The 23,060-nt window shown below is 72.1% G+C and carries 17 protein-coding genes, 2 tRNA genes, 2 pseudogenes and 1 riboswitch; of the genes and pseudogenes, 9 read left to right on the forward strand and 12 right to left on the reverse strand.

Annotation, left to right across the window (positions count from 1 at the left end; translation table 11 throughout):
* Positions 1-1,369: pseudogene (locus tag ACFRKB_RS15990) on the reverse strand (asparagine synthase-related protein); the annotation flags it as partial.
* 582 nt (positions 1,370-1,951) lie between these two features.
* Between ACFRKB_RS15990 and ACFRKB_RS15995 the strand changes: the two are divergent.
* The 4 genes and pseudogenes from ACFRKB_RS15995 (at position 1,952) to ACFRKB_RS16010 (ending at position 7,216) form a co-directional block, all read left to right on the forward strand.
* Positions 1,952-3,430, forward strand: coding sequence for an MFS transporter (locus tag ACFRKB_RS15995; protein ID WP_383106403.1), 1,479 nt, complete (start codon positions 1,952-1,954; stop codon positions 3,428-3,430).
* A gap of 186 nt (positions 3,431-3,616) precedes the next feature.
* Positions 3,617-4,840 (forward strand): L-2-hydroxyglutarate oxidase, encoded by a 1,224-nt coding sequence (lhgO, locus tag ACFRKB_RS16000; RefSeq protein WP_383106404.1) that lies wholly within the window; start codon positions 3,617-3,619, stop codon positions 4,838-4,840.
* 79 nt (positions 4,841-4,919) lie between these two features.
* Positions 4,920-5,669 (forward strand): annotated as a pseudogene (gene trmB / locus ACFRKB_RS16005) (tRNA (guanosine(46)-N7)-methyltransferase TrmB); the annotation flags it as partial.
* A gap of 206 nt (positions 5,670-5,875) precedes the next feature.
* Positions 5,876-7,216, forward strand: coding sequence for a PrsW family intramembrane metalloprotease (locus tag ACFRKB_RS16010; protein WP_383106405.1), 1,341 nt, complete (start codon positions 5,876-5,878; stop codon positions 7,214-7,216).
* Positions 7,217-7,237: 21 nt separating this feature from the next.
* Here the strand turns inward: ACFRKB_RS16010 and ACFRKB_RS16015 are convergent, their stop codons facing one another.
* The 6 genes from ACFRKB_RS16015 to ACFRKB_RS16040 all read right to left on the reverse strand — a co-directional run bounded on the left by ACFRKB_RS16015 (position 7,238) and on the right by ACFRKB_RS16040 (position 12,406).
* Positions 7,238-8,182 carry an aldo/keto reductase gene (locus ACFRKB_RS16015; RefSeq protein WP_383106407.1) on the reverse strand — a complete coding sequence of 315 codons (945 nt, stop codon included), beginning with the start codon at positions 8,180-8,182 and terminating at the stop codon, positions 7,238-7,240.
* Between the two features lie 72 nt (positions 8,183-8,254).
* Entirely contained in the window at positions 8,255-9,280 is a 1,026-nt protein-coding gene (locus tag ACFRKB_RS16020; protein ID WP_383106408.1) for a M23 family metallopeptidase, read from the reverse strand.
* An 11-nt stretch (positions 9,281-9,291) separates the two neighbouring features.
* A riboswitch (cyclic di-AMP (ydaO/yuaA leader) is annotated at positions 9,292-9,445 on the reverse strand.
* A gap of 284 nt (positions 9,446-9,729) precedes the next feature.
* Positions 9,730-10,917: a PP2C family protein-serine/threonine phosphatase gene (locus tag ACFRKB_RS16025; protein ID WP_383106692.1), complete on the reverse strand. Its 1,188-nt coding sequence runs from the start codon at positions 10,915-10,917 to the stop codon at positions 9,730-9,732.
* 234 nt (positions 10,918-11,151) lie between these two features.
* Positions 11,152-11,898 carry a MerR family transcriptional regulator gene (locus tag ACFRKB_RS16030; protein ID WP_383106409.1) on the reverse strand — a complete coding sequence of 249 codons (747 nt, stop codon included), beginning with the start codon at positions 11,896-11,898 and terminating at the stop codon, positions 11,152-11,154.
* 116 nt (positions 11,899-12,014) lie between these two features.
* Positions 12,015-12,088 (reverse strand) — tRNA-Met (locus tag ACFRKB_RS16035).
* Between the two features lie 63 nt (positions 12,089-12,151).
* Complete coding sequence (locus ACFRKB_RS16040) at positions 12,152-12,406, reverse strand: hypothetical protein (protein WP_383106410.1); 255 nt, start codon at positions 12,404-12,406, stop codon at positions 12,152-12,154.
* A 65-nt stretch (positions 12,407-12,471) separates the two neighbouring features.
* Here ACFRKB_RS16040 and ACFRKB_RS16045 point away from each other — a divergent pair, with 65 nt between their 5' ends.
* Positions 12,472-13,137 carry an HAD family hydrolase gene (locus tag ACFRKB_RS16045; protein ID WP_383106693.1) on the forward strand — a complete coding sequence of 222 codons (666 nt, stop codon included), beginning with the start codon at positions 12,472-12,474 and terminating at the stop codon, positions 13,135-13,137.
* Between the two features lie 136 nt (positions 13,138-13,273).
* On the opposite strand, the gene ACFRKB_RS16050 is transcribed toward ACFRKB_RS16045, so the two are convergent.
* On the reverse strand, positions 13,274-13,486 hold the full coding sequence (locus ACFRKB_RS16050; protein WP_030350051.1) for a hypothetical protein: 213 nt from the start codon (positions 13,484-13,486) through the stop codon (positions 13,274-13,276).
* 113 nt (positions 13,487-13,599) lie between these two features.
* Complete coding sequence (locus ACFRKB_RS16055; protein ID WP_383106411.1) at positions 13,600-14,718, reverse strand: helix-turn-helix domain-containing protein; 1,119 nt, start codon at positions 14,716-14,718, stop codon at positions 13,600-13,602.
* Between the two features lie 243 nt (positions 14,719-14,961).
* Between ACFRKB_RS16055 and ACFRKB_RS16060 the strand changes: the two genes are divergently transcribed.
* The gene (locus ACFRKB_RS16060; protein WP_383106413.1) at positions 14,962-15,177 is read left to right on the forward strand and encodes a hypothetical protein; all 216 of its coding nucleotides are present in this window, start codon (positions 14,962-14,964) and stop codon (positions 15,175-15,177) included.
* A gap of 189 nt (positions 15,178-15,366) precedes the next feature.
* Complete coding sequence (locus ACFRKB_RS16065; RefSeq protein WP_383106414.1) at positions 15,367-16,500, forward strand: trypsin-like serine peptidase; 1,134 nt, start codon at positions 15,367-15,369, stop codon at positions 16,498-16,500.
* A 535-nt stretch (positions 16,501-17,035) separates the two neighbouring features.
* Here ACFRKB_RS16065 and ACFRKB_RS16070 read toward each other — a convergent pair.
* The 3 genes from ACFRKB_RS16070 to ACFRKB_RS16080 form a co-directional block, all read right to left on the reverse strand.
* Positions 17,036-17,108: transfer RNA gene (locus ACFRKB_RS16070), tRNA-Lys, on the reverse strand.
* Positions 17,109-17,442: 334 nt separating this feature from the next.
* Positions 17,443-19,659 carry a DEAD/DEAH box helicase gene (locus tag ACFRKB_RS16075; RefSeq protein ID WP_383106415.1) on the reverse strand — a complete coding sequence of 739 codons (2,217 nt, stop codon included), beginning with the start codon at positions 19,657-19,659 and terminating at the stop codon, positions 17,443-17,445.
* Positions 19,660-20,038: 379 nt separating this feature from the next.
* Positions 20,039-20,695 carry a hypothetical protein gene (locus tag ACFRKB_RS16080; RefSeq protein WP_383106416.1) on the reverse strand — a complete coding sequence of 219 codons (657 nt, stop codon included), beginning with the start codon at positions 20,693-20,695 and terminating at the stop codon, positions 20,039-20,041.
* A gap of 167 nt (positions 20,696-20,862) precedes the next feature.
* On the opposite strand from ACFRKB_RS16080, the gene ACFRKB_RS16085 reads away from it, so the two are divergent.
* Both ACFRKB_RS16085 and ACFRKB_RS16090 read left to right on the forward strand, forming a co-directional pair.
* Positions 20,863-21,213, forward strand: a complete 351-nt coding sequence (locus tag ACFRKB_RS16085) for a metallopeptidase family protein (protein ID WP_030350046.1) — start codon at positions 20,863-20,865, stop codon at positions 21,211-21,213.
* Positions 21,214-21,380: 167 nt separating this feature from the next.
* Entirely contained in the window at positions 21,381-23,048 is a 1,668-nt protein-coding gene (locus ACFRKB_RS16090) for a metallophosphoesterase family protein (RefSeq protein ID WP_383106417.1), read from the forward strand.
* The last annotated feature ends 12 nt before the right edge of the window (positions 23,049-23,060 follow it).

A 23,060-nucleotide genomic window follows, 5' to 3' on the forward strand; every position in this document is an offset into this window, starting at 1 on the left:
CGGCCTCTTCGAGACCGGTGCGGTACGGCGTACGCGCCAGCCGGCGGGCCGCGCGGTAGACGGTCAGCGGGACGAACAGCGAGGCGGGCGTGGGGGCGTCGGCCCAGGCGAGCGCGCTGACCGGGTGCAGCAGATGGCGTCTGCGCCGGTCGAGCAGCAGATCGGCCAGCCGCGCCGGATGCGCGTCGAGCACTTCGCGGGCGCCGGCGCCGGTGAAGTGGTCGGCGCTGCCCGCGGCGAGTCTGCGGCGGTGCCGCTCGGCGGTGACGAGGGACGGCCCCGGCTCGTCGGTGAGCGGGCCCTCCAACTCGGCGTAGGGCAGGGCCTCTTCACCGGCCGCGACGACGACATGGTGCAGCCGCGGGTTGGCGGCGATGGCGCGGGCCCGTTCCAGTTCGGCCTCGTCGCGCCCGCCGGTGGACAGATCGTTGAAGGTGACGGCGAGCAGCCGCTCCCCCGCGCCGGTGCCGTGCCCCAGGATCGTGCCCGGCGCCCCGGGCAGCCCGGCGGCGAGCAGCGCGAGGGTGCCGGAGGCGCTGCCGCCGGACAGATCGGCGCCGATGCCGGGGACGGGCCCGCCCCGGGCCGCGCGCCGGTCGGCCGGCCCCATGCCGGGGACCGGTCCGGGGTCGGGCGGCAGGGTCTCGGGGGCGTGGCGCGGCGCCAGCAGCCTGGCGCGTACGGCTTCGACGAGCGCGTCCCGTACGCCCTCGACGGCGCGGTCCGGATCGCGCTGGGGCCCGGCGACGGCGAGGGAGGCCACCGGCTCGTATCCGGTGATCTCGCGCGAGCCCTCGCGCAGGACGAGCGCGTGCCCCGGCGGGATGCGCTTGACGCCGTCGTACGGGGTGCTGTCGCGCAGCGCTTCCGGGGTCTCGGGGCAGGCGAGGAGCGCGGCCAGATGTCCGATGTCGAGCTGAGCCTCGATGAGGTCGGCGAGCGGCAGGGCGGCGGTGGCGTACGCCGTACCGTTCGCCCACGGCGTGTAGAAGACGGGCCGCGCCCCGGCCAGATCGCCGGCGATGGTGATGCGGCGGCCGATCTGGGCGACGGCCGTGTAACTGCCCGGCCAGGCGGTGAGATGGCGCAGGGCCCCGCCGCGCGCGGCGAACAGCCCGACCCGCAGCTCCTCGTCGGTGGCCCCGCAGCAGCCGAGTACGGCAAGCCGGGTGAAGGGATCGACGGTGACGACCCTGACCTCGTCAGGACGCCAGTCGCCCACCGCCCACAGCGGATCCGGGTCGCCCCACAGGAGTTGGGAGCCGACGGGATGCACGTTGCCGGTCTCGGAGCCGTCACCGACCGGGCCGACGGCCCCTGCCGTACCGAAACGCGCGGCGATACTGCTCCATCCCACCAACCAGCGCATCGCCGCCTCCACAGCCTGTGGACAAGTCCAGACCAAGCTGGAAACGCTTGAGCTGAAGCCGTTCGGGAACATGCTGCCATGACAACAGCGCACAGGAGGGCCTACGGAAGCGCGGGTGGGAATGCGAATGCGCCCCTGGCATTGGCCATTTGGCGGAGATGTGGCCTTCCGCGGACAGACAGCATTCAGCCAATCTCCGGGCCCGGCACGTGAGTTCAGCACCGGTATACGTTCAGTCCGGGAGGCGCATCCCGCCTCCCGGACTGATCCACCGCCCGCGGGGATTGGGGCGGCGGGATCCCCCAGCCCACTGGTTCCAGTACGCAGTGGGCCGACCCACGCAGGACTCATGGAAGCGCTCTCGCTCCACCGGGGCCAAGAGCGCACGGCCGGGCGCACGCTACACAGCCGGAGCACGGCGTGCCGCTCGGGGACCTGCGGCGCGATCACCGCACGGACAACAATCCCGCCATCCGGAACTCCGCCCCTTAACGGTCGGGATGTGGCGAACTACGCTGGGTTTACGAATGCCGCGCGCCTATGCCGCGAAGCGGCGGGCGTCTGTGTGCCGAGGGGTGACGCATGTCCAGGGAGCAACGCGGGCCGAACGAAAAGCTCGGAACCGTTCTCGCCCTCGCGGGAATCAGCAACGCCGGCCTGGCCCGGCGGGTCAACGACCTCGGGGCCCAACGCGGTCTGACACTCCGCTACGACAAGACCTCCGTGGCGCGATGGGTGTCCAAGGGGATGGTTCCGCAGGGTGCGGCGCCCCATCTCATCGCCGCCGCCATCGGAGCGAAGCTGGGACGTCCCGTCCCGCTCCATGAGATCGGTCTCGCGGACGCGGATCCGGCCCCCGAGGTCGGGCTCGCCTTCCCGCGCGATGTGGGCGAGGCGGTGCGCGCCGCCACGGAGCTGTACCGGCTGGACCTCGCGGGCCGCCGCGCGGGCAGCGGCGGCATCTGGCAGTCGCTGGCCGGATCCTTCGCAGTGAGCGCTTACGCCACACCCGCTTCGCGGTGGCTGATAACACCCGCCGACTCCTCGGTCGCCCGGGACGCGGCGGTCGCGGAGGCGGCGCAGGGAGCGCATGGCGGGAGCGGGGGGGCCGTCGATGCCCCAGGACCGGGCGAGGTCACGCCACTGCGGGTGGGCCACAGCGATGTGGCCAAGCTGCGGGAGGCGGCCTCGGACGCCCGGCGCTGGGACTCCAAATACGGTGGCGGGGACTGGCGTTCCTCGATGGTGCCCGAGTGTCTGCGGGCCGACGCGGCGCCGCTGCTGCTCGGCGCGTACAGCGACGAGGTGGGCCGGGGCCTCTTCGGCGCCACCGCCGAACTGACCAGGCTGGCCGGCTGGATGGCCTTCGACACCGGCCAGCAGGAGGCCGCGCAGCGCTACTACATCCAGGCGCTGCGGCTGGCCCGCGCCGCCGCCGACGTACCGCTCGGCGGTTATGTACTGGCCTCCATGTCGCTCCAGGCGACCTACCGCGGTTTCGCGGACGAGGGCGTGGATCTCGCCCAGGCGGCGCTGGAACGCAATCGCGGTCTCGCCACCGCCCGCACGATGAGCTTCTTCCGGCTGGTGGAGGCGCGCGCGCACGCGAAGGCGGGCGACGCGGTCGCGGCAGGAGCCGCGCTGAAGGCCGCCGAGGGCTGGCTGGAGCGCTCCCGGGAGGGCGACGCCGATCCCTCCTGGCTGGGTTTCTACTCGTACGACCGGTTCGCGGCCGACGCCGCCGAGTGCTACCGCGATCTGAAGGCACCGCGCCAGGTACGGCAGTTCACGGAGCAGGCGCTGTCCCGGCCGACGGAGGAGTTCGTACGCTCGCACGGACTGCGCCTGGTGGTGAGCGCCGTCGCGGAGCTGGAGTCGGGCAATCTGGACGCGGCCTGCGCGGCGGGCACCCGGGCCGTGGAGGTGGCGGGCCGGATCTCCTCCGCGCGTACGACGGAGTACGTACGGGATCTGCTGCACCGCCTGGAGCCGTACGGCGACGAGCCGCGGGTGGCGGAGCTGCGGGAGCGCGCGCGCCCCCTGCTGGTGGCGCCCGCCTGATCCCGGCGACACCGCGGGGCCGCGGACCACGGCCCCCGGCACCCGGCCCCGTGGCACCCTCCTGGCACCCGGCCGGCACCTGTCCGTGAGGCATGGCGCACATGTCCGCCGGTCAACGGTTCGAACGCGGTGGTTTAAGCGCGTCTCCGGCGGGCCAGTGCACTATCGGGGTGGGAGGTGGCGCGCATGAGCGGACGCGGACGCGTGGGATTCGACTGCGAGGTGCTGGTGATCGGCGGCGGGATCGTCGGTCTCTCGACGGCGTACGCGATCACGCGCGCCGCTCCGGGCACCAGGGTCGTGGTGCTGGAGAAGGAGCCGGGCCCCGCCCGCCATCAGACGGGCCACAACAGCGGGGTGATCCACAGCGGCGTCTACTACCGTCCGGGCTCGCTCAAGGCGCGGTACGCGGTGCGCGGCTCCGCCGAGCTGGTCAAGTTCTGCGCGGAGTACGGCATCGCCCACGAGGTCACGGGCAAGCTGATCGTCGCGACGCGGCGCGACGAGCTGCCCCGGCTGCACGCCCTGGTCCAGCGCGGCAGGGAGAACGGCATTCCGGTGCGCGAGCTGGGCCCGGCGCAGATCACGGAGTACGAGCCCCAGGTGCGCGGCCTCGCGGCGATCCAGGTCGGGACGACCGGGGTCTGCGACTTCGTGGCGGTCGCCGAGCAGCTCGCGGAGTCGGCCGGGGCGACGGGCGCGTCCGTACGGTACGGATCCGAGGTCACGGTCATCGACCGGCGCCCCTGGGGCGTCGCGGTCCGTACGGCCGCCGGCGCGGTGGTCAGGGCGCGGGCCCTGGTGAACTGCGCGGGGCTCCAGTGCGATCAGGTGGCGCGGCTGGCGGGCGACGACCCGGGGATGCGGATCGTGCCGTTCCGGGGCGAGTACTACGAGCTGGCCAGGCCGGAGCTCGTACGGGGGCTGGTCTATCCGGTGCCGGACCCGGCGTTCCCGTTCCTGGGCGTGCATCTGACCCGCTCCATCGACGGCGGGGTCCACGTCGGGCCGAACGCGGTCCCGGCGCTGGCCCGCGAGGGCTACACCTGGTCGGACGTACGCCCCGCCGAGCTGGCGTCCACCCTCAGCTGGCCCGGCTCCTGGCGCACGGCCCGCAGACACTGGCGGTACGGCGCCGGTGAGCTGCACCGTTCGCTCTCGAAGCGCGCCTTCGCGACGGCCGTACGGCGGCTGCTCCCGGCGGTCACGGACGCCGACCTGCGCCCGGCGGCGGCCGGGGTACGGGCCCAGGCGGTGCTGCGGGACGGCACGCTCGCGGACGACTTCCTGATCCAGGAGACCCCGCGCACGGTCCATGTCCTGAACGCCCCCTCCCCGGCGGCGACCGCCTCGCTGCCCATCGGCCGGGAGGTCGCGCGGCGGGCGCTGGCGGTGCTGGCGGAGGACTGAACCTCCGGGCCCCGGCGAGGGCCCGGAGGGATTCCCCGGCTTCCGTAGAATCGGAGGCACTGTGAGCGAGACGAACGAGATGGCCGAGAGCCGCACCATGAGCCGGATGTTTCCCGAGGGCACGGGCCCCTCGGCCGACCCCGCCGGGTCCCACTTCGAGCGGCGCATCCGCAGCTTCCAGCCACGCCGGAGCCGGGTCACCACCGGCCAGGCCGACGCGCTGCGGCGGATGTGGGCCGACTGGGGCATGGAGATCGACGGGCAGCGGATGCTCGACCCGGACGCGATGTTCGACGGGCTGCCGGTCGTCCTGGAGATCGGGTTCGGGATGGGCGAGGCCACGGCGCGCATGGCCGCGGACGACCCGGGCACCGGCATCCTCGCCGTCGATGTGCACACCCCCGGCCAGGGAAATCTGCTCCGGCTCGCGGAGGAGAAGGGGCTGACCAATATCCGGGTGGCCAACGGCGACGCGATCATCCTGCTCAGGGAGATGCTGCCGGCCGAGTCCCTCGCCGGGCTGCGGATCTACTTCCCCGACCCCTGGCCCAAGAAGCGGCATCACAAGCGGCGGCTGATCCAGCCGGAGTTCCTCACGCTGGCCGCGGGACGGCTGAAGCCGGGGGCCGTACTGCACTGCGCGACCGACTGGGAGCCGTACGCGGAGCAGATGCTGGCGGAGCTGACCGCGCACCCGGGCTTCGAGAACACCCAGTGGGACGGCGGTTACGCGGCACGGCCGGCCTTCCGTCCGCTGACCCGGTTCGAGGGCCAGGGGCTCGACAAGGGCCATGTCGTGCGCGACCTGCTGTTCCGCCGCGCGCCGGAGTTCAGCGCGCCAGAACACCACGTACCGGAACACCACGTACCGGAACACCGAGTACCGGAACACCACGCACCGGGACACCACGCACCGGAACGTCCTTCCGCCGCCGGACCCGCGTAGCCCGGCGCCCGTAAGCCCGGCCCCCGTAACCCGCGGTAGGGACTCGGGCACCGTGGCCGGCTGTCAGTGCCCCTCGTTAGGGTCATCGGGTGTCAGAACCGTCCCCGCAGCCACTCGCTCCGCGTCCGGCGATCCCCGTCTACGAGCATCAGCAGCAGCTCGGTGAGTTGTGGGCCGCCGTGCCGGAGCCCGCCCGCAGGCGCTACCGGCCGCGCCTCGCTTTCTGGCGCCGCCGTGCGGTGCGGGTGGCGGCCGTGATCACGGTGCTCGCCCTCTGCGCGCTGGTGATCCTCGCGCTCGTCCGGGACGAGACCGGCACGCAGGGCTTCCTGGTGGGCCTCGGGCTGGCCGTCCTGCCCGTACCGCTGCTCACCACGGCCTTCCGCTGGCTGGACCGGGTGGAGCCGGGCCCCTGGCGGAATCAGCTCTTCGCCCTGGCCTGGGGCGCCTTCGCCGCCGCCCTCGTCGCGATCATCGCGAACTCGTTCGCGACCGAGTGGATAGCCATCGCCACCGCCGACCCGGCGGGCGCGGAATCCCTCGGTGCCACGGTGATAGCCCCCGTCGTGGAGGAGAGTGCCAAGGCCGCGGCCATCCTGCTGATCTTCCTGTTCCGCGGAAGGGCCTTCACCGGGCTCGTCGACGGTGTCGTGATCGCGGGGTTCACCGCCACCGGCTTCGCCTTCACCGAGAACATCCTCTATCTCGGCAGCGCCTTCGGCGAGGACCAGCACCTGGGCAACTCCGGCCTGGCCTCCGTCACGGCCGCGACCTTCTTCGTACGGATCGTCATGTCGCCGTTCGCCCATCCGCTCTTCACCGTGCTCACCGGCATCGGCTTCGGACTGGCGGCGATGGCGGCCCGCCGGCAGCGAATCCGCCGGTTCGCCCTCCCCCTGCTCGGTCTGGCCCTGGCGATGGGCATGCACGCGCTGTGGAACGGATCGGGGGCGCTCTTCGGGCCGTACGGCTTCTATCTGGTGTACGGGGTGTTCATGGTTCCGGTCTTCGCCCTGCTGACCTGGCTGGTGATCTGGAGCCGCCAGCGCGAGCTGCGCACGGTCGGGTCCGAACTGCCCGCGTACGCCGCCGCCGGCTGGCTGTCCCCGTCCGCGCCCCCCGCGCTCTCCTCCATGCGGGCGCGCACCATGGCGCGTAACTTCGCGGGCCGTACGTACGGTCCGCAGGCGGCCCGCTCGGTCGCGGAGTACGAGGCGTTCGCCACGTCCCTGGCATTTCTGCGCCACCGGGCCCAGCGCGGCGCGGTGGGCCCGGACTTCATCGAGCGCGAGCAGGAGCTGCTGCACCATCTGTGGCAGCGCCGGGAGATAGCCGGGCCCGCGCTGACGTACGCGGCGCGGGCCACGGGCCGGGTACGGGTGCCGCCGCCGTATATCGACTACGACGGCTACAACCCGTACCGCCAATGATCAACGCGTCCGGCGACGGCCTCAGGCCGAGGCCGTCGTGAGTTCCGCCAGCTCCTCCGCCGACAGCCTCAGCTCGGCGCCCGCCAGCAGCGCGGGCAGCTGCTCGGTCGTACGCGCGGACGCGAGCGGCGCGACCACGGTCGGCTGCGCGGCCAGCCACGCCAGCGCGACGGACGCGATCTCGGCGCCCCGCGCCCCGGCGATCCGGTCCAGCGCGGTCAGGACCTTGATGCCCCGCTCGGACTCCAGATACGTGGTCGCGCGGCCGGCCCGCGCGCTGTCGACCGTGGTGCCAGGACGGTACTTGCCGGTCAGGAAGCCCGAGGCGAGCGCGGAGTACGGCACGGCCGAGAGCCCATGAGCGGCCACGGTGTCCTGGAGCGCGCCCTCGTAGGTGTCCCGGGAGACCAGGTTGTAGTGCGGCTGGAGCGCCGCGTAGCGGGCCAGCCCCTCGCGCTCCGAGAAGGCGAGCGAGTCGGCCAGCCGCTCCGCACTGATGTTGGAGGCGCCGATCGCGCGGACCTTGCCCGCCTTCACCAGCTGGTCGAGGGCGGTGATGATCTCCTCGACGGGGACCTCGGGGTCGTCGAAGTGCGTGTAGTAGAGGTCGATGTGGTCCGTACGGAGCCGGCGCAGCGACTCCTCGGCACCGGCCTTGATGGTGGCCGCCCGGAGCCCCTTGAACTGCGGGTGCCCGCCGACCTTGGTCGCGACCAGCACGTCGGAGCGATTGCCACGCGAGGCGAACCAGTTGCCGATGACGGTCTCGGATTCACCGCCCTGGTGGCCCGGCACCCACGCGGAGTACAGGTCGGCGGTGTCGATGAAGTTCCCGCCCACGGCGGCGTACGCGTCGAGGACGGCGAAGGAGGCCGTCTCGTCGGCGGTCCAGCCGAAGACATTGCCGCCGAGGGCGAGCGGGAAGACGTTCAGGTCGGAGGAGCCCAGTGGGCGCAGAGCGGTCATAGGCGGCTGCAACCCCGGGGAGGGGACGGCCTATTCCGGCTCCGCGCCCTCGATGGGCCGAACGGGCGAGGGCTACGGGTTGAGACCCTTGCCGCGCAGCCAGCTCATCGGGTCGACGCCCGAACCGCCCGGCGTGTGGACTTCGAGGTGCAGATGGGCGCCGGTGACATTGCCGGTCGCACCGACCCGGCCGATGACCTGGCCGGTGGTCACCTTCTCTCCGGCGCTCACGCTGAGCGAGGACTGGTGGGCGTACCAGATCTCCGTGCCGTCTTCGAGCTCAAGGACCGTGCGGTAGCCGTACGAGCCCGACCAGCCGGCCGACTTGACCGTGCCGCTGTGCACGGCCTTGAGCGGCGTGCCCGTCGGCGCGGCGAAGTCCAGACCGGTGTGGGAGCCGGAGGACCACAGGGAGCCGGACTGACCGTACGTCGAGGTGATCGTGTACGAGGAGGTGGGCATCGCGTAGCTGGCGGCCAGCTTGGCCAGCCGCTCCTTCTCCGCCTTGGCCCTGGCCTCCGCCTCGGCCTTCTTCTTCGCCTCTTCGATCTTCTTCTCGGCTTCGGTCTGCTGCTTCCTGGCCTCGGCCGCGGCCTTCTCGGCCGCCGCCGCCTCCGCGGCGGCCTTCTGCGCCGCGTCGGCCCCGGTCTGCTGCGCCTCGGCCTGCTGGAGGATACGGGCGCGCAGCGCCTCTCCCGCGTCGGTGGCGCCCTGTTCGGCGTCGGCGGTCGTGAGCCCGGCAGTGGTGAGCGGGGCGGCGAGCGTTTCGGTCTCGCTGTCGTCCGAGGCGAGGGAGCCCATTCCCGGCAGCGACTTGGCGTCCGGGAGATTGTCCGTGATCGCGTCGGGCAGGGATATGGAGACCGCGGGCTTGTCCTGCGCGGTGGCGATGCCGCCCGCGCCGACGGCGGCGATGACGCCCACGCCGAGGACGGTGGAGCTACGGGCCAGTCCGCGCTGCTTGGCGACGCGGTGCCGGCCGCGTACGGGCCGTATGGACTCCTCGGTGGGATTCCATTCCCCCCATGCCCTGTCCGGCTCGTTGCCGAGGGTGCGCGTTTCGAAGAGGGCTTCGGGGGCAGGCTTGTTGGACGCCACTGAGGCGTGCTCCTTTCCTTCCTTCTCGCCTACCGGGTTAGCTGACGGGTTCGGAGCAGGAAGGTCTCCTACGGGCGCTCCTGCCGCACAGGGCAGCAAAAGACACCCGATTCACCCCAATTGGTGGTTCCCCGGTTCCCTCGCGGGATTCGGCGCGTGCGCACGGTGCCATCTCTTACGACGGCTGGGACGACCGCGCTGCGTTATCGAACGTTAATAGAGACCCGGGCCTTATTCCAAGCTGTTCCGGATGATCGTTAACGACTTCGCATCGGACGTACCGGGACGCAAGGGAACACAACCGGGCGAGTTGAGGGCCCGTCAGGGCAGCTCGCCTTTCTGACGGTGTGTCAAATGTTATGCGGAGGGATACCTCTCGATTACACACGGTGGCGAGGGCTCCGTGCCGGGCGGTTCAGGTGACGACGGTCACGCCGACGAGGGCCGTCTCATGGCACGACGGGCATGGTCCTGCGCCGCTCCGGCTCGCCCTCCAGGGGCCGGCTGACCGCCAGCAGCGCCATGTCGTCCTGGCTCCCGCCGCCCGTATGCCGCCGTACGTCGTCGATGAGCGCCTGGAGCATCTCGTCGGGCCCCTGGAAGACCCGTCCGCTGAGCCGCTCGCGCGGGACGTAGAAGACCCCATGGGCATCACGCGCCTCGGTGAGCCCGTCCGTGTAGAAGAGCAGCGTCGCGCCGTCCGGATACAGGGCCTGCTCCGCGCGGTCCGGCCAGGCACCCAGTTCGCTCATCCCCAGCGGCAGCGCGTGATCGCCGGGGACGAGCATCCGCACCTCGCCGTCACCGCACATCAGCAGCGGCTCGGGGTGGCCGCGGTTGACCAGCCGCACCACACCGTCGTCGTGCGGGATCTCCGCCAGCACGGCCGTGGTGAACCCCTCGAAGACATCGAGCCCGTCCCGCCGCGTCCCCTCGCGTCTGAGCGCGCGCTCCAGCCGCTGCGCGACCCCCTCCAGCGAACTCTCCTGCTCGGCGGCCTCCCGGAAGGACCCGATGACCACCGCCACCGCTTCGACCGCGTCAAGACCCTTCCCCCGTACGTCCCCGACCACCAGTCGCACCCCGTACGGCGTGTCCTGTACGGCGAAGAGGTCCCCGCCGATGAACGCGCCCTCCTGCGCCGCCTCGTACCGCGCGGCGATCCGCAGCCCGCCGATCCGCTCGGCGGGTCTGGGCAGCACCGCGCGCTGGGCGGTCTCGGCGATGACGCGGGCGGAGGCGAGCCGCTCGCCGCTGCGCCGTACGACTCCGTTGATGTACAGCGCGAGCAGGGAGACGACCAGCACCGTCAGCACCTCGCTGATCGACTCCACCTCGTACTCCGTGCCCGTGCTGATATGCAGCCCCACCTCGGCGGCCAGCGAGGCGACGGCGATGACGAGCGTGCCGAGCATCGGGTAGAACGGGGCGGCGACCAGCGGGGCGGCGGCGAAGAGCGGGGACGCGGTGATGCGCGTCGGGGTCAGGATGTCGAAGATCACCCCGGCGATGATCACCAGCACGGGCAGTACCCGCACCAGCCTGCGGCCGGTACGGCCACGTCCGCCCGGGTACCGGCCGCCGCCGCGGACGTTGTCGCCGGCCGCCCAGAAACCCGTTCCGTCACCCGGCCAGATACCGGCGTCCTCAGCCGTCCGCCGGCCCCTGCCGCCGATGCTCTTTCCGAGCGTCCTCAGTTTCCACACCAGTGGTCTCCTGCCCGGTCCGCCGACTGCTGCGGACGGTGCCGCGCTCCACCAGGCTGGCCGCTGCCCTCCCGGGCGGCGACTCGCCGACGGCCGAGTGGGCTACGCCCGAGAGGACCCGTCGGCCGGCCGGAACTCCGGGGAGCCGGGGGCCGACGGACCCGGTCAGTCGGTCAGGTGGCGCTCGGCGTACACCTTCATGGCGTCCCGCACGAGCACAGCCGTACCTTCACCGTACTGGTCATACGTGGCGGTGAACCGCGCGTCATCGACATACATCGCCGTCACGCCGATGACGTAGGACCTGGTGGGCTCGACCGTGACGGACAGCCAGTCGCAGTGACGCCGGGCGACGGCCTGCGCCTCGTCGCTGTCCGGGGCGAGCCCCGCGGCGGCGAGGCGCCCCCAGTCCCGGGCGATGCTCTCGTGCCGGTCCTTGAAGCCCTGCCGCTCCTCCTCGCTCAGCGACCGCCACCAGCGGTCGCCCTTCTCGTAGGCGTCCCGGCCCCAGCGCTGGGTCACCTCTTCCTCGTACCGCGTGTGATCGAAGCCGTCGAGTACGTCCTCGGCCATGAGTTCCTCTCCCGTCGCCGTCTTGTGGAGAGTGGTCCGCACCGAGACGATCAGCCGCCCGATGCGCTCGCGCTCCTGCTCCAGCAGCTTCAGATGGCCGCGCAGTGCGGCGGCCGTGTCCTGCTGGCCGTCGAGGACCCGCGCGATGTCCGGCAGCCCGAGCCCCAGCTCCCGCAGCAGCAGAATCCGCTGGAGCCGGACCAGGGCGTCCTGCCCGTAGTAGCGATAGCCATTGCTGCCGGTTCGGCTGGGCTCAAGCAGCCCCAGCTCGCCGTAGTGCCTGAGCGTGCGGCTCGTCGTGCCCGCTTTCTTCGCGATTTCCTGGATCGACCACTCCATGACTTTGACGGTAGAACTTGACGTTACGTAAAGGTCAAGCCCTGCCGGGCCATGGGTCGGGCGGACACGACGAAGGCCCGGATTCACCAGGAATCCGGGCCTTCGTTTTCTTCCAGTAGCGGGGACAGGATTTGAACCTGCGACCTCTGGGTTATGAGCCCAGCGAGCTACCGAGCTGCTCCACCCCGCGCCGTTGACTGCAACTCTACGCCATCCGGAGCAAGATCATCACCACTCGGCGGCCGGACAGGGCCTACGCGGCCTCGACGACATCCGCGCGGACCGCGGCGGCCCACTCCACCAGAAGCCGCTGGTAGCGCTCCTGCTCGGCGGGCGGCAGCGCGCCACCGGCGCGCGCCCACAGGGCACGGATCTCCGCGTTGACGACAGCGGCGGACCTGACGGCGGCGGATCCGGCGGCGGCGGACTCGGGAGCGGCGGGCCCGGCGGCGTCTAACGAGTCGCCGTCACCGGAAGCGGGCGAAGAAGTGGACGAGGAAGCGAACATAGGAGCAAGGCTACGGCCAGCCACTGACAATCGGCAGAGCGTGTCCCCCTACGCTTACACCGGTGATCGAAACCATCGTGTTCGACGTCGGCGAGACCCTCGTCCGCGACGACCGCTACTGGGCGTCCTGGGCCGACTGGCTGGGCGTTCCCCGGCACACCATCTCGGCGCTCGTCGGCGCCGCCACCGTCCAGAACCGGTCCAGCGCCGACGCCCTCCGCCTCATCAGGCCCGGCATGGACGTCGGCGAGGCGTACCGCGCCAGGGAGGCCGCCGGCCGCGGCGACCATCTCGACGAGTCCGACCTCTATCCCGATGTACGGCCCGCCCTGGCCGGCATCCGGGCCCTCGGCGTCCGCGTCGTCCTCGCGGGCAACCAGACCGCCAGGACCGGGGAGCTGCTGCGCGGCCTCGATCTGCCCGTCGATCTCATCGCCACCTCGGACGAGTGGGGGGTGGAGAAGCCGTCGCCGGAGTTCTTCGCGCGCGTCGTCGAGGCGTCCGGGGCGGCGCCCGACAGGACGGTGTACGTGGGCGACCACCCCGCGTACGACCTGTTCCCTGCCCGGGAGGCAAGCCTGCGCGCCGCCCATCTGCGGCGCGGTCCGTGGGGCTATCTGTGGGCGGACGACCCGGAGGTGATCGAGGCGGCGGACTGGCGGATCGACAACCTGACACAGCTCGCCACGATCGCGGCGGAGCAGCGGGACCGGGCGGACCAGCAGGGCTGACGGGGCTCACCGGGCGGGCGGGCCGACCGGGCGCGGGGCGCGGGGCGGGCGCGGGGGCGGGCGCGGGGCGCGGGGGCGGGCGCGGGACGGGCCCGCGTACGCGCCTCATCGCGGCGGCTCACCTCACCGCGCCGGCTCACACCACGCTGTACTCGTGCGCGGGGCCGCCCTGCCACTCCACCCACGTCGGGTCGTCCAGCAGTTCCCAGGCGTCCGGCAGCCCCGCCAGCCGCAGGAATTCGATCAGATGGTCGTCGGAGTGGGCGAGCCCCATGATCCGCCCACGGACCGTGACCCGCCGCCCGCCTGTCCCTGACGCCCGGTGGACGACGATCGGTGCATCACTCATAGGCCCAAGAGTGCGTCGGTCTCGCCCCATCCGCAGCCTCTGGGACCCGGATCTTTTCCACACGGTCCGGCGGCCGTGGTGCGCGGGGGCGAGGCATTGCGGCATATGCCCGATTACACCTCGGCGAGCCGGATGGCGTACCGGATGCCCTGCAATTCCCTCCGCGCCCGCGCCGACAGGTCCCGGTCGTCCAGCAGCGCCGGCAGACACGCGCTCAGCGCGCTCCCCGCCCGGCCCCCGGACCGCAGCAGATTCGGCCGGGCGGCCAGCAGCGCCCACAGGGTGTGGACATTGAGGTCGAAGAACCCGTGACGCGGCGTCAGCCCCCGTACGAGGTGATGCATCAGCCTGTCGCCCGGCCAGCGGCCCGGGGTGCGGGCCGCGATGAAGTCGTCGGAGAGCTGGATGTGCGGTGCCTCGCCGATCCAGTACGCCCAGTAGTTCAGATTGGCGGCCTCGCCCGCGTCGTCGTCGACGAGGGCGCTGTCGATGAAGTGGCGCATCCGGTCCCGGTCGCCCTGCCGGGCGGCGACGGCCGCCACCGAACGGGAGTTGAGCCAGCCCGACAGCCAGTCGTCGGGCCGCTCGGTGCGCTGCTGGCGGGCCAGCCAGCCCGGAGTGTCGGCCCGGTCGTCGTAGCCGGCCAGATACAGGGCCTGGCGCCGCAGCAGAAAGCTCTCCGCCCCCCGGGCCCGCTCGGCCGTGTGCCGCATCTCCGTGAAGAAGCGGCGCCGGTCCGCGACCGCCAGCTCGGGCCCGTGCGGCACCGGCCCGCGCCGGGGACGCGGGCGCTCGGGCAGCGCGCTGAGACACGTCGGAGCGACCCCGCTGAGGGGCCAGGCGAGCACCTCGACCAGATCCCGCCGCATGACACACGCGCCCAGCGGGCTGGCCTCGTACCAGGAACCGCCGTCCAGCGCACCGGCGAGCAGGACATCCGCCTCCATGGCGCGCTCCAGGGACAGCAGCAGCGCGGGGACGGTGCCCAGCCGCATCAGCCGGTGGCTGTACACGAACAGCTGCCCGACGGGTACGGCGGTCAGCGCCCGCCGCCCCGACTCCCACCCGGCGACGGTGTCGGCCGACACCCGGAACTGCTCCGCCAGGGCCTCCTGGGTGAGCCCCAGCTGCTCACGGATGATCCGGAAGACATAGCCGGACACGATCCCCGCTCGGGCCCGCGGCCCGCTTTCCCGACCGCCGGTCAGGGTGAACCGCGGAACGTTCGGCACGGGGCCCCCAATCGCACGCGGACCGCGGCCGGCTACCCGTACCCGTGGTCACTTCAGGCGGTGATCTCCGCGTCCTTACTGTCATGAGCCCAGTAATGGACGGGCAACTCAGCGTAAGGGGAAGGGTGTCATGGTGATTGCCGTGGCATCGCCCCGGCCCCGTGGGCACGGCGCGGAAGCCACACCTACGGATGACGCGGCAGCCCGAGCGACGACGGACGGACACGAAGTGGAAGCGGCCCAGTGACGCCGAAGGCGCCCGCGTACACGGCACCGGCGTGCCGTATCGACGAGCACGCGGAGTGCCACGGCCCGTGCGAGACCCGGCTCCCCTGGCAGTCGCGCACGGGCCCGGCGATCGAAACGCTGCGCTGCGACTGCCCCTGCCACACCGCCCCCCAACCCCAGGCGCGCGCGGCCCCGGCCGGAGGACTCCTCACCTGGGCGACCAAGGACTGAACGACCGTCAGGGGCGCGGCGGGACGCCGACCGGGCTGTGCCCCGTTTCCGCTTCGGCGGCACGGAACCCTCACGGCGTGGAGAGATCATTCCACGCTGTGGCGAAGCGAGGGAGACCATCACGGAGGGCGGGGAGCGTGCGACAGAGTGTGACATGTCCATGCCGTCCGCTCACCGGAGGAGCTTTCCGTGAACAGATCCTCAGCCCGGCGCGCCAGTCGCCTGTGCGTCCTGGCCGTCACAGCCGCAGCCCTCTGCGCGGGGGCACTCGCGCCCACGGCCGCCGCCCAGGACACCGCGGCACGTGAACTCGGCGTGGCCGTCTCCCAGGAGACCTCCACCCGGGCGGAGCGACTCGCCTTCTGGACACCGGAGCGCATGCGGGAAGCGATCGACAACCCGCTGACCGGACCCGAGTCCGCGCCCGGTTCCGTCGCCTCCCCGACTCGCCCCACCGGCACGCCCGGTGAAGCCGAACAGAAGGTCGTCGCCTCAGCACCCGCGACGGCACCCGCCTCCGCGCCGCCGTCCACGTCCGGTAGCACCCCGCCGTCGGTGGCCGGCGCGGCCGCCGCGGACATCGCGATATCCCAGCGCGTTCCGCTCACCACCACGTATCCCATGAACCTGGTGGGCAAGCTGTTCTCCTACGACGACCAGGGCAACGAGGCCGGAACCTGTTCCGCGTCCGTCATCACCACCCAGACCAAGAGCACCATCTGGACCGCCGCACACTGTGTCCACCGGGGCGACAAGAGCGGCGACGCCGGGTTCTACAAGGACCTGATGTTCATCCCGGCCTACAGTAACGGCGCTTCGCCGTGGGGCATTTGGATGGCGACAACGAAGTACGCCCCCGTGGGATACACAGAGGAAAGCGACAACCTCGAATCGGACTTCGCCGCCGTGGAGCTCGCCCCGGAGCCGGACTACGGCAAGATCCAGGACGCCATGGGCGCCTTCGGATACTCCTTCGGCTCGGCCGACCACGCTGACGCGGTCACCGCCGGCTACCCCGGCGAGGGCTACCAGCGGACCGATCTGGACGGCGAGTACATGATGGCGTGCTACGGCAACGCCGAGGACTACGCGAACTTCAACCCGTTCGACAACCGCATCAAGATGGACTGCGACATGGGCAAGGGCGCGTCGGGCGGACCGATGCTCATCGCCTCCGAGGCAAGCGGCATCCAGATCATCGGCGCCAATTCGCACTACCTGGCCGACAGCTCCACGAAGGAGCGGATCAACGACGACCTCCTCTCCTCCGAACACGGAGTACGGGCCGCGAACGTGATCGACGCGGTGAACAGCGGATCCTGAACACCTCGCCCACACCCGGCTGTGGAGTTGAGAACATAGGCGCATGAGCCCGGAAACGCGCACATACGGATATCCGTAGGAGGTGACCGTGGTCCCCGCGCAGGCGGGGGTGTTCCGGTATCACACAGGAACGTTCCTAGGTGGTCACGGAGGTCCCCGCGCAGCGGAGGGCGTTCTCGTTGCGGCCGGCACCCGCCGCTCAGGGGTCAGAACCCTGACCGGGGCCTGGTTCAGGGACGCCAGCAACGCTGCCGCGTGGCTGGACCGTGGCCGGTCGGTGCTGGGTGGCGTGGAGAAGAAGGCGTCGGCCAGGGCGGCTTCAGAGTGACCCTCCATTCGGACGCCTCTTCGCACTTGTGGGCACAGAGCCCACCGTGCCGTGCTCCTGCGTCCTCCACCGTCCCGACCTCGAAGGTCCGTCCGCCCACGCATCACTCACGCACAGGCCCTGAAACGCCGGAACGCCCCGACCGGTCCGAACCGGGCGGGGCGCTCCGTAGCAGGTCAGAGGGAGGTATCCCCTGTCTGCGGGCGGTAGGCCGTGTGGGACTCGAACCCACAACCAACGGATTAAAAGTCCGCTGCTCTGCCAATTGAGCTAACGGCCCTCGGCACAACACACACGAGCATAGCCCGCCGTCGGCCCTGCGCCGATCGGGTATGCCGTCGTGGGTATGTCGCGCGTCGGCGCGGGTGTCTGCGCGGTTCGTGGGGGAGGTGTCGGCAGGGTGGCCCAGGGCGGTTTTCGCGGGCGGAGTCGGACGGGGTGTCCGTCCCCCTCGGGCCCTCGGAGCCTCGGACACGGGCAAGGCCACGGACGCGGGCAAGCCCGTGGTGCCCCTGGCCCGGAGCCCCGGACGCGGGCAGGGCCCGTGTCCCACCTCGGGGGTGGGGCACGGGCCCTGGTGACGCGTCAGGGACCGGGTCCGGTCCCGCCTCCGGTCAGCCGTTGCGCTTCCAGCGCGGCTTGTCGTCGCGGCGGCCGAAGGAGCCGGTGCCGGTGCCCGTCGTGCCGCCGCGGTGGTCGTCACGGCGGGTGGACGGACGGTCGTGGCCGCCGGAGCGGAAGCCGCTCGACGGGCGGTCGTCGCGGCGGTCGCGGTTGAACGGGCGGTCGCTGCCCCGGTGGTCACGGCGCTCGAAGGAACGGCCACCGCGGTCGTCACGGCGCTCGCCACCGCGGTCGTCACGACGGTCACGGCCGAAGCCGCCCCGCTCGCCACCACGGTCGTCCCTGCGCTGGAAACCGCCACGGTCCGAGCCCCGGTCGTCCCGGCGGAAGCCGCCACGGTCGTCACGACGGTCACGGCTGAAACCACCACGGTCACCACCACGGTCGTCACGGCGCTCGTCCCGGCGCTCGTCCCTGCGGAAGCCACCGCGGTCGTCACGGCGCTGGAACCCGCCGCGCTCACCGCCACGGTCACCGCCGCGCTCCGCGCCGCGCTCGGCACCGCGGTCGTCACGCGGCGTGTAGCCCCGCGCGCCGCCCCGGCCACTGCGCTCGCCGCGGTCGTCGCGGCGTCCGAAGTTGCCCCGGTCGTCCCTGCGCTCCTCGCGCTGCGCCGGAACGGCGGCGGCAGCGGCGGCCGCCTCCTCCACCGCGCGCTCGGCCTCGGCGGCCACCTCGGCCACCGCCGCCTCCGGGTCGTCGCCCCGCTCGCGCGCCGCACGGGCGACCAGGCGCTCGGCCTCCTCGCGCAGTTCGGCGGCGCGGCGCTGGACGCGCTCCAGCTGCTTGGCCAGCTCCGCGGCCTCGCGCTCGGCCTGCTTGGCCGCGTTGTTCGCCGAGTCGGCCTGGACCTCGGTGAGCGAACGCGCGCCGGTGATCTCGGCGACCTCCGGGTCGAACGCGCCGGCTCCGCCGACCATGTGGCGCGAGGCGTCCACGCCCGCGTCCTCCATCAGCCGGAAGATCTGACGGCGCTGGTGCGGCAGCGCCAGCGAGACGACGACACCGGACTTGCCGGCCCGCGCCGTACGGCCCGAGCGGTGCAGATAGTCCTTGTGGTCCCCGGCCGGGTCCACGTTCAGCACCAGGTCGATGCCGTCCACGTGGATACCGCGCGCGGCGACGTCGGTGGCGACCAGCGCGTTGACGTAACCGTCCTTGAAGTCGGCCAGCGTCCGGGTCCGCGCGCCCTGCGTCATACCGCCGTGCAGCGCGTCGGCCTTCACGCCCGAGTCGCGCAGCTGCTCGGCGATACGGTCGGCGCCCAGCTGCGTACGTACGAAGATGATCGTGCGGCCCTTGCGGGCGGCGATCGCCGCGGTGACCGGGGCCTTGTCCTTCGGCTTCACGACGAGCACGTGGTGCGTCATGGTGGAGACATTGCCCTGGGCGCTGTCGACCTCGTGGCTGACGGGGTTGGTGAGGTACCGCTTGACCAGCGTGCTGATCTCGTTCTCCATCGTGGCGGAGAAGAGCATCCGCTGACCGCCCGCGGGCACCAGGTCGAGCAGTTCGGTGACCTCGGGCAGGAAGCCCAGGTCCGACATCTGGTCGGCCTCGTCCAGGATCGCGATCTGGACCTGCTCCAGGGAGCAGGCACCGCGGTTGATGATGTCGCGCAGCCGGCCCGGGGTGGCCACGAGGATGTCGACGCCGCGCTCCAGCGCGTAGATCTGGTTGCCCATCGACGTACCGCCGCAGACGACCTTCATCTTCAGGCCGAGCACGTCGCCGTACGGCTGGAGGGCGTCCGCGACCTGCATCGCCAGCTCGCGGGTCGGGGTGAGGATGACGCCGCGGGGCTTCTTCTTCTCGGTGTGACCGCCGGCGAGCGTGGCCAGCAGCGGCAGACCGAAGGAGAGGGTCTTGCCGGAGCCGGTACGGCCACGGCCCAGGATGTCCTTGCCGGCCAGCGCGTCCGGGATGGTCGCGGCCTGGATCGGGAAGGGGGCGGTGACGCCGTTCTGGGTGAGCTTGCGGACGATGCCGTCCGGGAGGCCCAGGTCGGCGAAGGTGAGACCGGGAGCCTCGTCGGCGTCCGACGCCTCGTCACCCCGGGAGGTCTCGGCGGTCTCGGGGGCCGTCTCGGGGGCCACGACGGCCTCCGTGCTCTCGACGATCTCAACGATCTCGGCGGTCACATCGGTGACCGTCTCGGGGGACTCGTTCTCGGGCATGACGGCGCGGTCAGTACTGGAAATGGACATGCGAAATGCGAAACCTTCCGGAGTCTCGGCACGCGCCCAAACTCCGTGATTCGCAAATCGACCGCCTCAATGCGGTCAGCCACGGCAAGGGAGAGTACGCGCCACGCGGCGCTCTTCTGTGTCGGCGCCGGGCAATGATCAAACGATCTACTACCATACGCACCCTCCCCCCTCTTAGGCAAACCAGCGGGTAGACCGGCCGGCGGGCCCGACAAAGAACCGGCACAGACCCGGCACAGACCCGGCACAGGCCGGGCCCGGACCGGCGCGGATCGACTCCGCGACCGCCGCCGCGACCGCCTCCGCGGCCCGCCCCCGCGAACACCCTCGGCGACCGCCTCAGCCACCGCCTCAGCGAGCGCCTCCGCCGTGACTCCCGTCACACCGGCCCGAGCTGCGGCGACGCCGTCGGCTCCTTCCGCATCCCCATCCCGTCGGCGACCGGCATCGCGCTCGTACGGACGTCCGCCGCCGGTGACGCGGACGGCTGCTCCGGCGGCGGCGTCGGCTCCGGCTCGGGCTGCGGTTCCGGATCCTGAGGCCCCGGCGGCGGCGAGGCCGGCGGCGCGGGGCGCGTGGGCTCCTTGGGCGGTACGGGCCCGCCCCCCGGCGGGACCGGCTTCCCGGGCTGCGGACGCGTGCCGTTCGGGGGTTGGGGCGAGGGCGTGACGGCGGAACTCGCGCTCGGCGAAGCGCCGTTGCCGGCCGTGTCGCCCGTATCGCCCGTGTCACCCGCCTCGTCCGTGTCCTTGCCGCCGCTCTTCGCGCCCCGGCCCTCCTTCTCCCGGTCGTCCGTGGCGGGCCCCTCCGCGCCACCGTCTTCCGTACGGCCCTGCCAGGCATGGGGCTCACCGGCCCCGGCGCCCTCGCCCGTGACGCCGTCGGGCTCGGCCGCGGCGCCCCGGCCCTCCGCCGACCGCGAGGGCGCCGGCTTCCCTTCGTCCTCGCCGACGCTCATGCAGCCGGTGGAGGCCGCGACCGCCAGTGACGTGACGATCCAGACGGCGAAACGGCCAGAGGGGGACAACTGGCGCACGAGTGGCACCTCCGGGGGCGCGGTACGGGTCTCCCCGCCGGTGGCGAGGGGAGGGTTTCCCTGCTCAACTCCCTTTTCCCCGCTGGGGACACGCCCGGGACACATCCCGCACCCGCGCACGCGGAAGGCAGGGGCCGTTCCGCCGGACTCTGCTGGACAATGGCCATGTGCTGGAGATGACACGCGAGACCTTCGAAGAGCTGGTGAGCCAGGCCCTCGATCAGATCCCCCCGGAGCTGACCAAGGTCATGGACAACGTCGCCGTCTTCGTCGAGGACGAACCCGACGCGTCCGACCCCGAGCTGCTCGGGCTCTACGAAGGGACTCCGCTCACGGACCGCGGCGAGTGGTACGCCGGGGTGCTGCCCGACCGCATCTCCATCTACATGGGGCCGACCCTGCGCTACTGCGAGACCCCCGAGGACGTGGTCCACGAGGTCTCCGTGACCGTCGTCCATGAGATCGCCCACCACTTCGGCATCGCGGACGACCGGCTGCACGAACTGGGCTGGGGATGACGAACCGGGCTGGGGATCACGAGCCGGGCGGGCGCGACGAACCGGGCCGGCTCGACGAACCGGGCCGGCTCAACAAACCGGGCCCGGGGTAACCGGAACCCCCCGCCCATTACTCCTGATGGCGGCGTCCAGGCATGGCCGCCCGCCGTCGTGGGCATACGCGAGCAATGGCCCGTGATGTACCGCGCTTCCCGTTCCGTACCTCGCTCACCCGCATCCAGGGCCATCTCAGTTCCCGGCGCGATGCCCCCACCAGCGCCCTGGTCCACTCCCCGCACCCCTACAGCCGCGCTGTCGGGCTGCTCTCCGTCGTCCTGCTGGGCGCCTGGCTCGGGCTGCTGATCGTCGGCAGCGTACGGACCCCGGTCGGGCCGATGGACACGAAGATGACGCTGCGCCCGTCCCTGACCGGCGGCACCAAGATCAATGTCTCGCCGCTGGGCGCGCTGGAGCTGAGTACGCACACCGCCCCCATCCGCCTCGACGTCGATGTGGACCAGCTGGACCCGGTACGTTCCCAGGCGCTCGTCGAGCACCCCGAGCGGCTCTCCGGCCTCCAGGGCGAGGTCAGCCACGACGTCATGAACGGCACCACGGACCTGGCCGTACGGTCCGTCGTCGCCGTCGTCTCCGGAGCCACCGCCCTCGGGCTCGCCGTCTACCGCCGCCCGCGCCGCGCCCTCGCCGCCGGCGGGCTGGCGCTCGCGCTGCTGGCCGCCTCGGGCGTCGGCGCGTACGCCACCTGGAACCCGAAGTCGGTGCTGGAGCCGCGGTTCTCCGGACTGCTCTCCTCCGCTCCGCAGGTGGTGGGCAGCGCGCGCTCGATCGTGAACGATTTCGACGTCTACCAGAAGGAGTTGGCGCGGCTGGTCACCAACGTGACCAAGCTGTACGACGCCGCCTCGACGCTCCCCACCTACCAGCCGGACCCGGCCACCCTCCGGGTGCTGCATGTCTCGGACATCCATCTCAACCCGGCGGCCTGGCACATCATCGGCTCGCTCGTGGAGCAGTACGGGATCAACCTGATCATCGACTCCGGCGACACCATGGACCACGGCGCCTCCGCCGAGAACACCTTCCTCGACCCGATCGCCGATCTGGACGTCCCGTACATCTGGGTGCGCGGCAACCACGACTCCCGGGGCACCCAGGAGTATCTGGGGCGCATGAAGAACGTCCGGGTCCTGGACGAGGGCCGGGCCGTCACCGTCAGCGGACTACGGGTGGCGGGCAGCGGCGACCCGCAGTTCACCCCCGACCGCTCGGTGGAGGCCCAGGGCGACCCCGCCGAACGCATGACGGGCATCCGGCTCGCCTCGGCCCTCCGCGACCAGCAGCGGGCGGGCAGGCCCGTGGACATCGCGGTCGCCCACAACCCGGTGGCGGCGCGGGAGACCGACGGCCTCGTCCCGCTGGCCCTCTCGGGCCATATCCACCAGCGCGTGACCGAGACGCTGCCGCGCGGCACCCGGCTGAAGATCGAGGGCTCGACGGGCGGCGGCGGGCTGCGCGCCGTACAGAACGAGAGCCCGGAGAAGGTGCAGATGTCCGTGCTCTATCTGGACCGGACGACCAAGCGGCTCCAGGCCTGGGACGAGATCACGCTCGGCGGGCTGGGTCTGACGACGGCCGAGGTCAGCCGCCATCTTCCGCAGGAGGTGGTCACCCCGGGGGCCGGCGCCTCGCCCGGCGCGGATCCGTCGGGGACGGGCAGCCCGGGACCGTCGCCGGGCACCGGCTCCCCGTCCGCGCCCCCCGGATCGCCCTCGCGTACGCCCGGCGCCGCCGTACCCTCACGGACCTCGCCGGGCGTCCCCGTACCCGCTGACTAAACCGTTTTGGCG

It is taken from the genome of Streptomyces scopuliridis (genome assembly GCF_042790125.1).
Taxonomy (GTDB): domain Bacteria; phylum Actinomycetota; class Actinomycetes; order Streptomycetales; family Streptomycetaceae; genus Streptomyces; species Streptomyces scopuliridis_A.

Coding starts and splice junctions, on each gene's coding strand:
- ACFRKB_RS16090 (WP_383106417.1), top strand. CDS start 21,381: ATGGCCCGTGATGTACCGCGCTTCCCGTTCCGTACCTCGCTCACCCGC.
- ACFRKB_RS16030 (WP_383106409.1), bottom strand. CDS start 11,898: ATGGAGTGGTCGATCCAGGAAATCGCGAAGAAAGCGGGCACGACGAGC.
- ACFRKB_RS16040 (WP_383106410.1), bottom strand. CDS start 12,406: ATGTTCGCTTCCTCGTCCACTTCTTCGCCCGCTTCCGGTGACGGCGAC.
- lhgO (WP_383106404.1), top strand. CDS start 3,617: ATGAGCGGACGCGGACGCGTGGGATTCGACTGCGAGGTGCTGGTGATC.
- ACFRKB_RS16075 (WP_383106415.1), bottom strand. CDS start 19,659: ATGTCCATTTCCAGTACTGACCGCGCCGTCATGCCCGAGAACGAGTCC.
- ACFRKB_RS16050 (WP_030350051.1), bottom strand. CDS start 13,486: ATGAGTGATGCACCGATCGTCGTCCACCGGGCGTCAGGGACAGGCGGG.
- ACFRKB_RS16015 (WP_383106407.1), bottom strand. CDS start 8,182: ATGACCGCTCTGCGCCCACTGGGCTCCTCCGACCTGAACGTCTTCCCG.
- ACFRKB_RS15995 (WP_383106403.1), top strand. CDS start 1,952: ATGTCCAGGGAGCAACGCGGGCCGAACGAAAAGCTCGGAACCGTTCTC.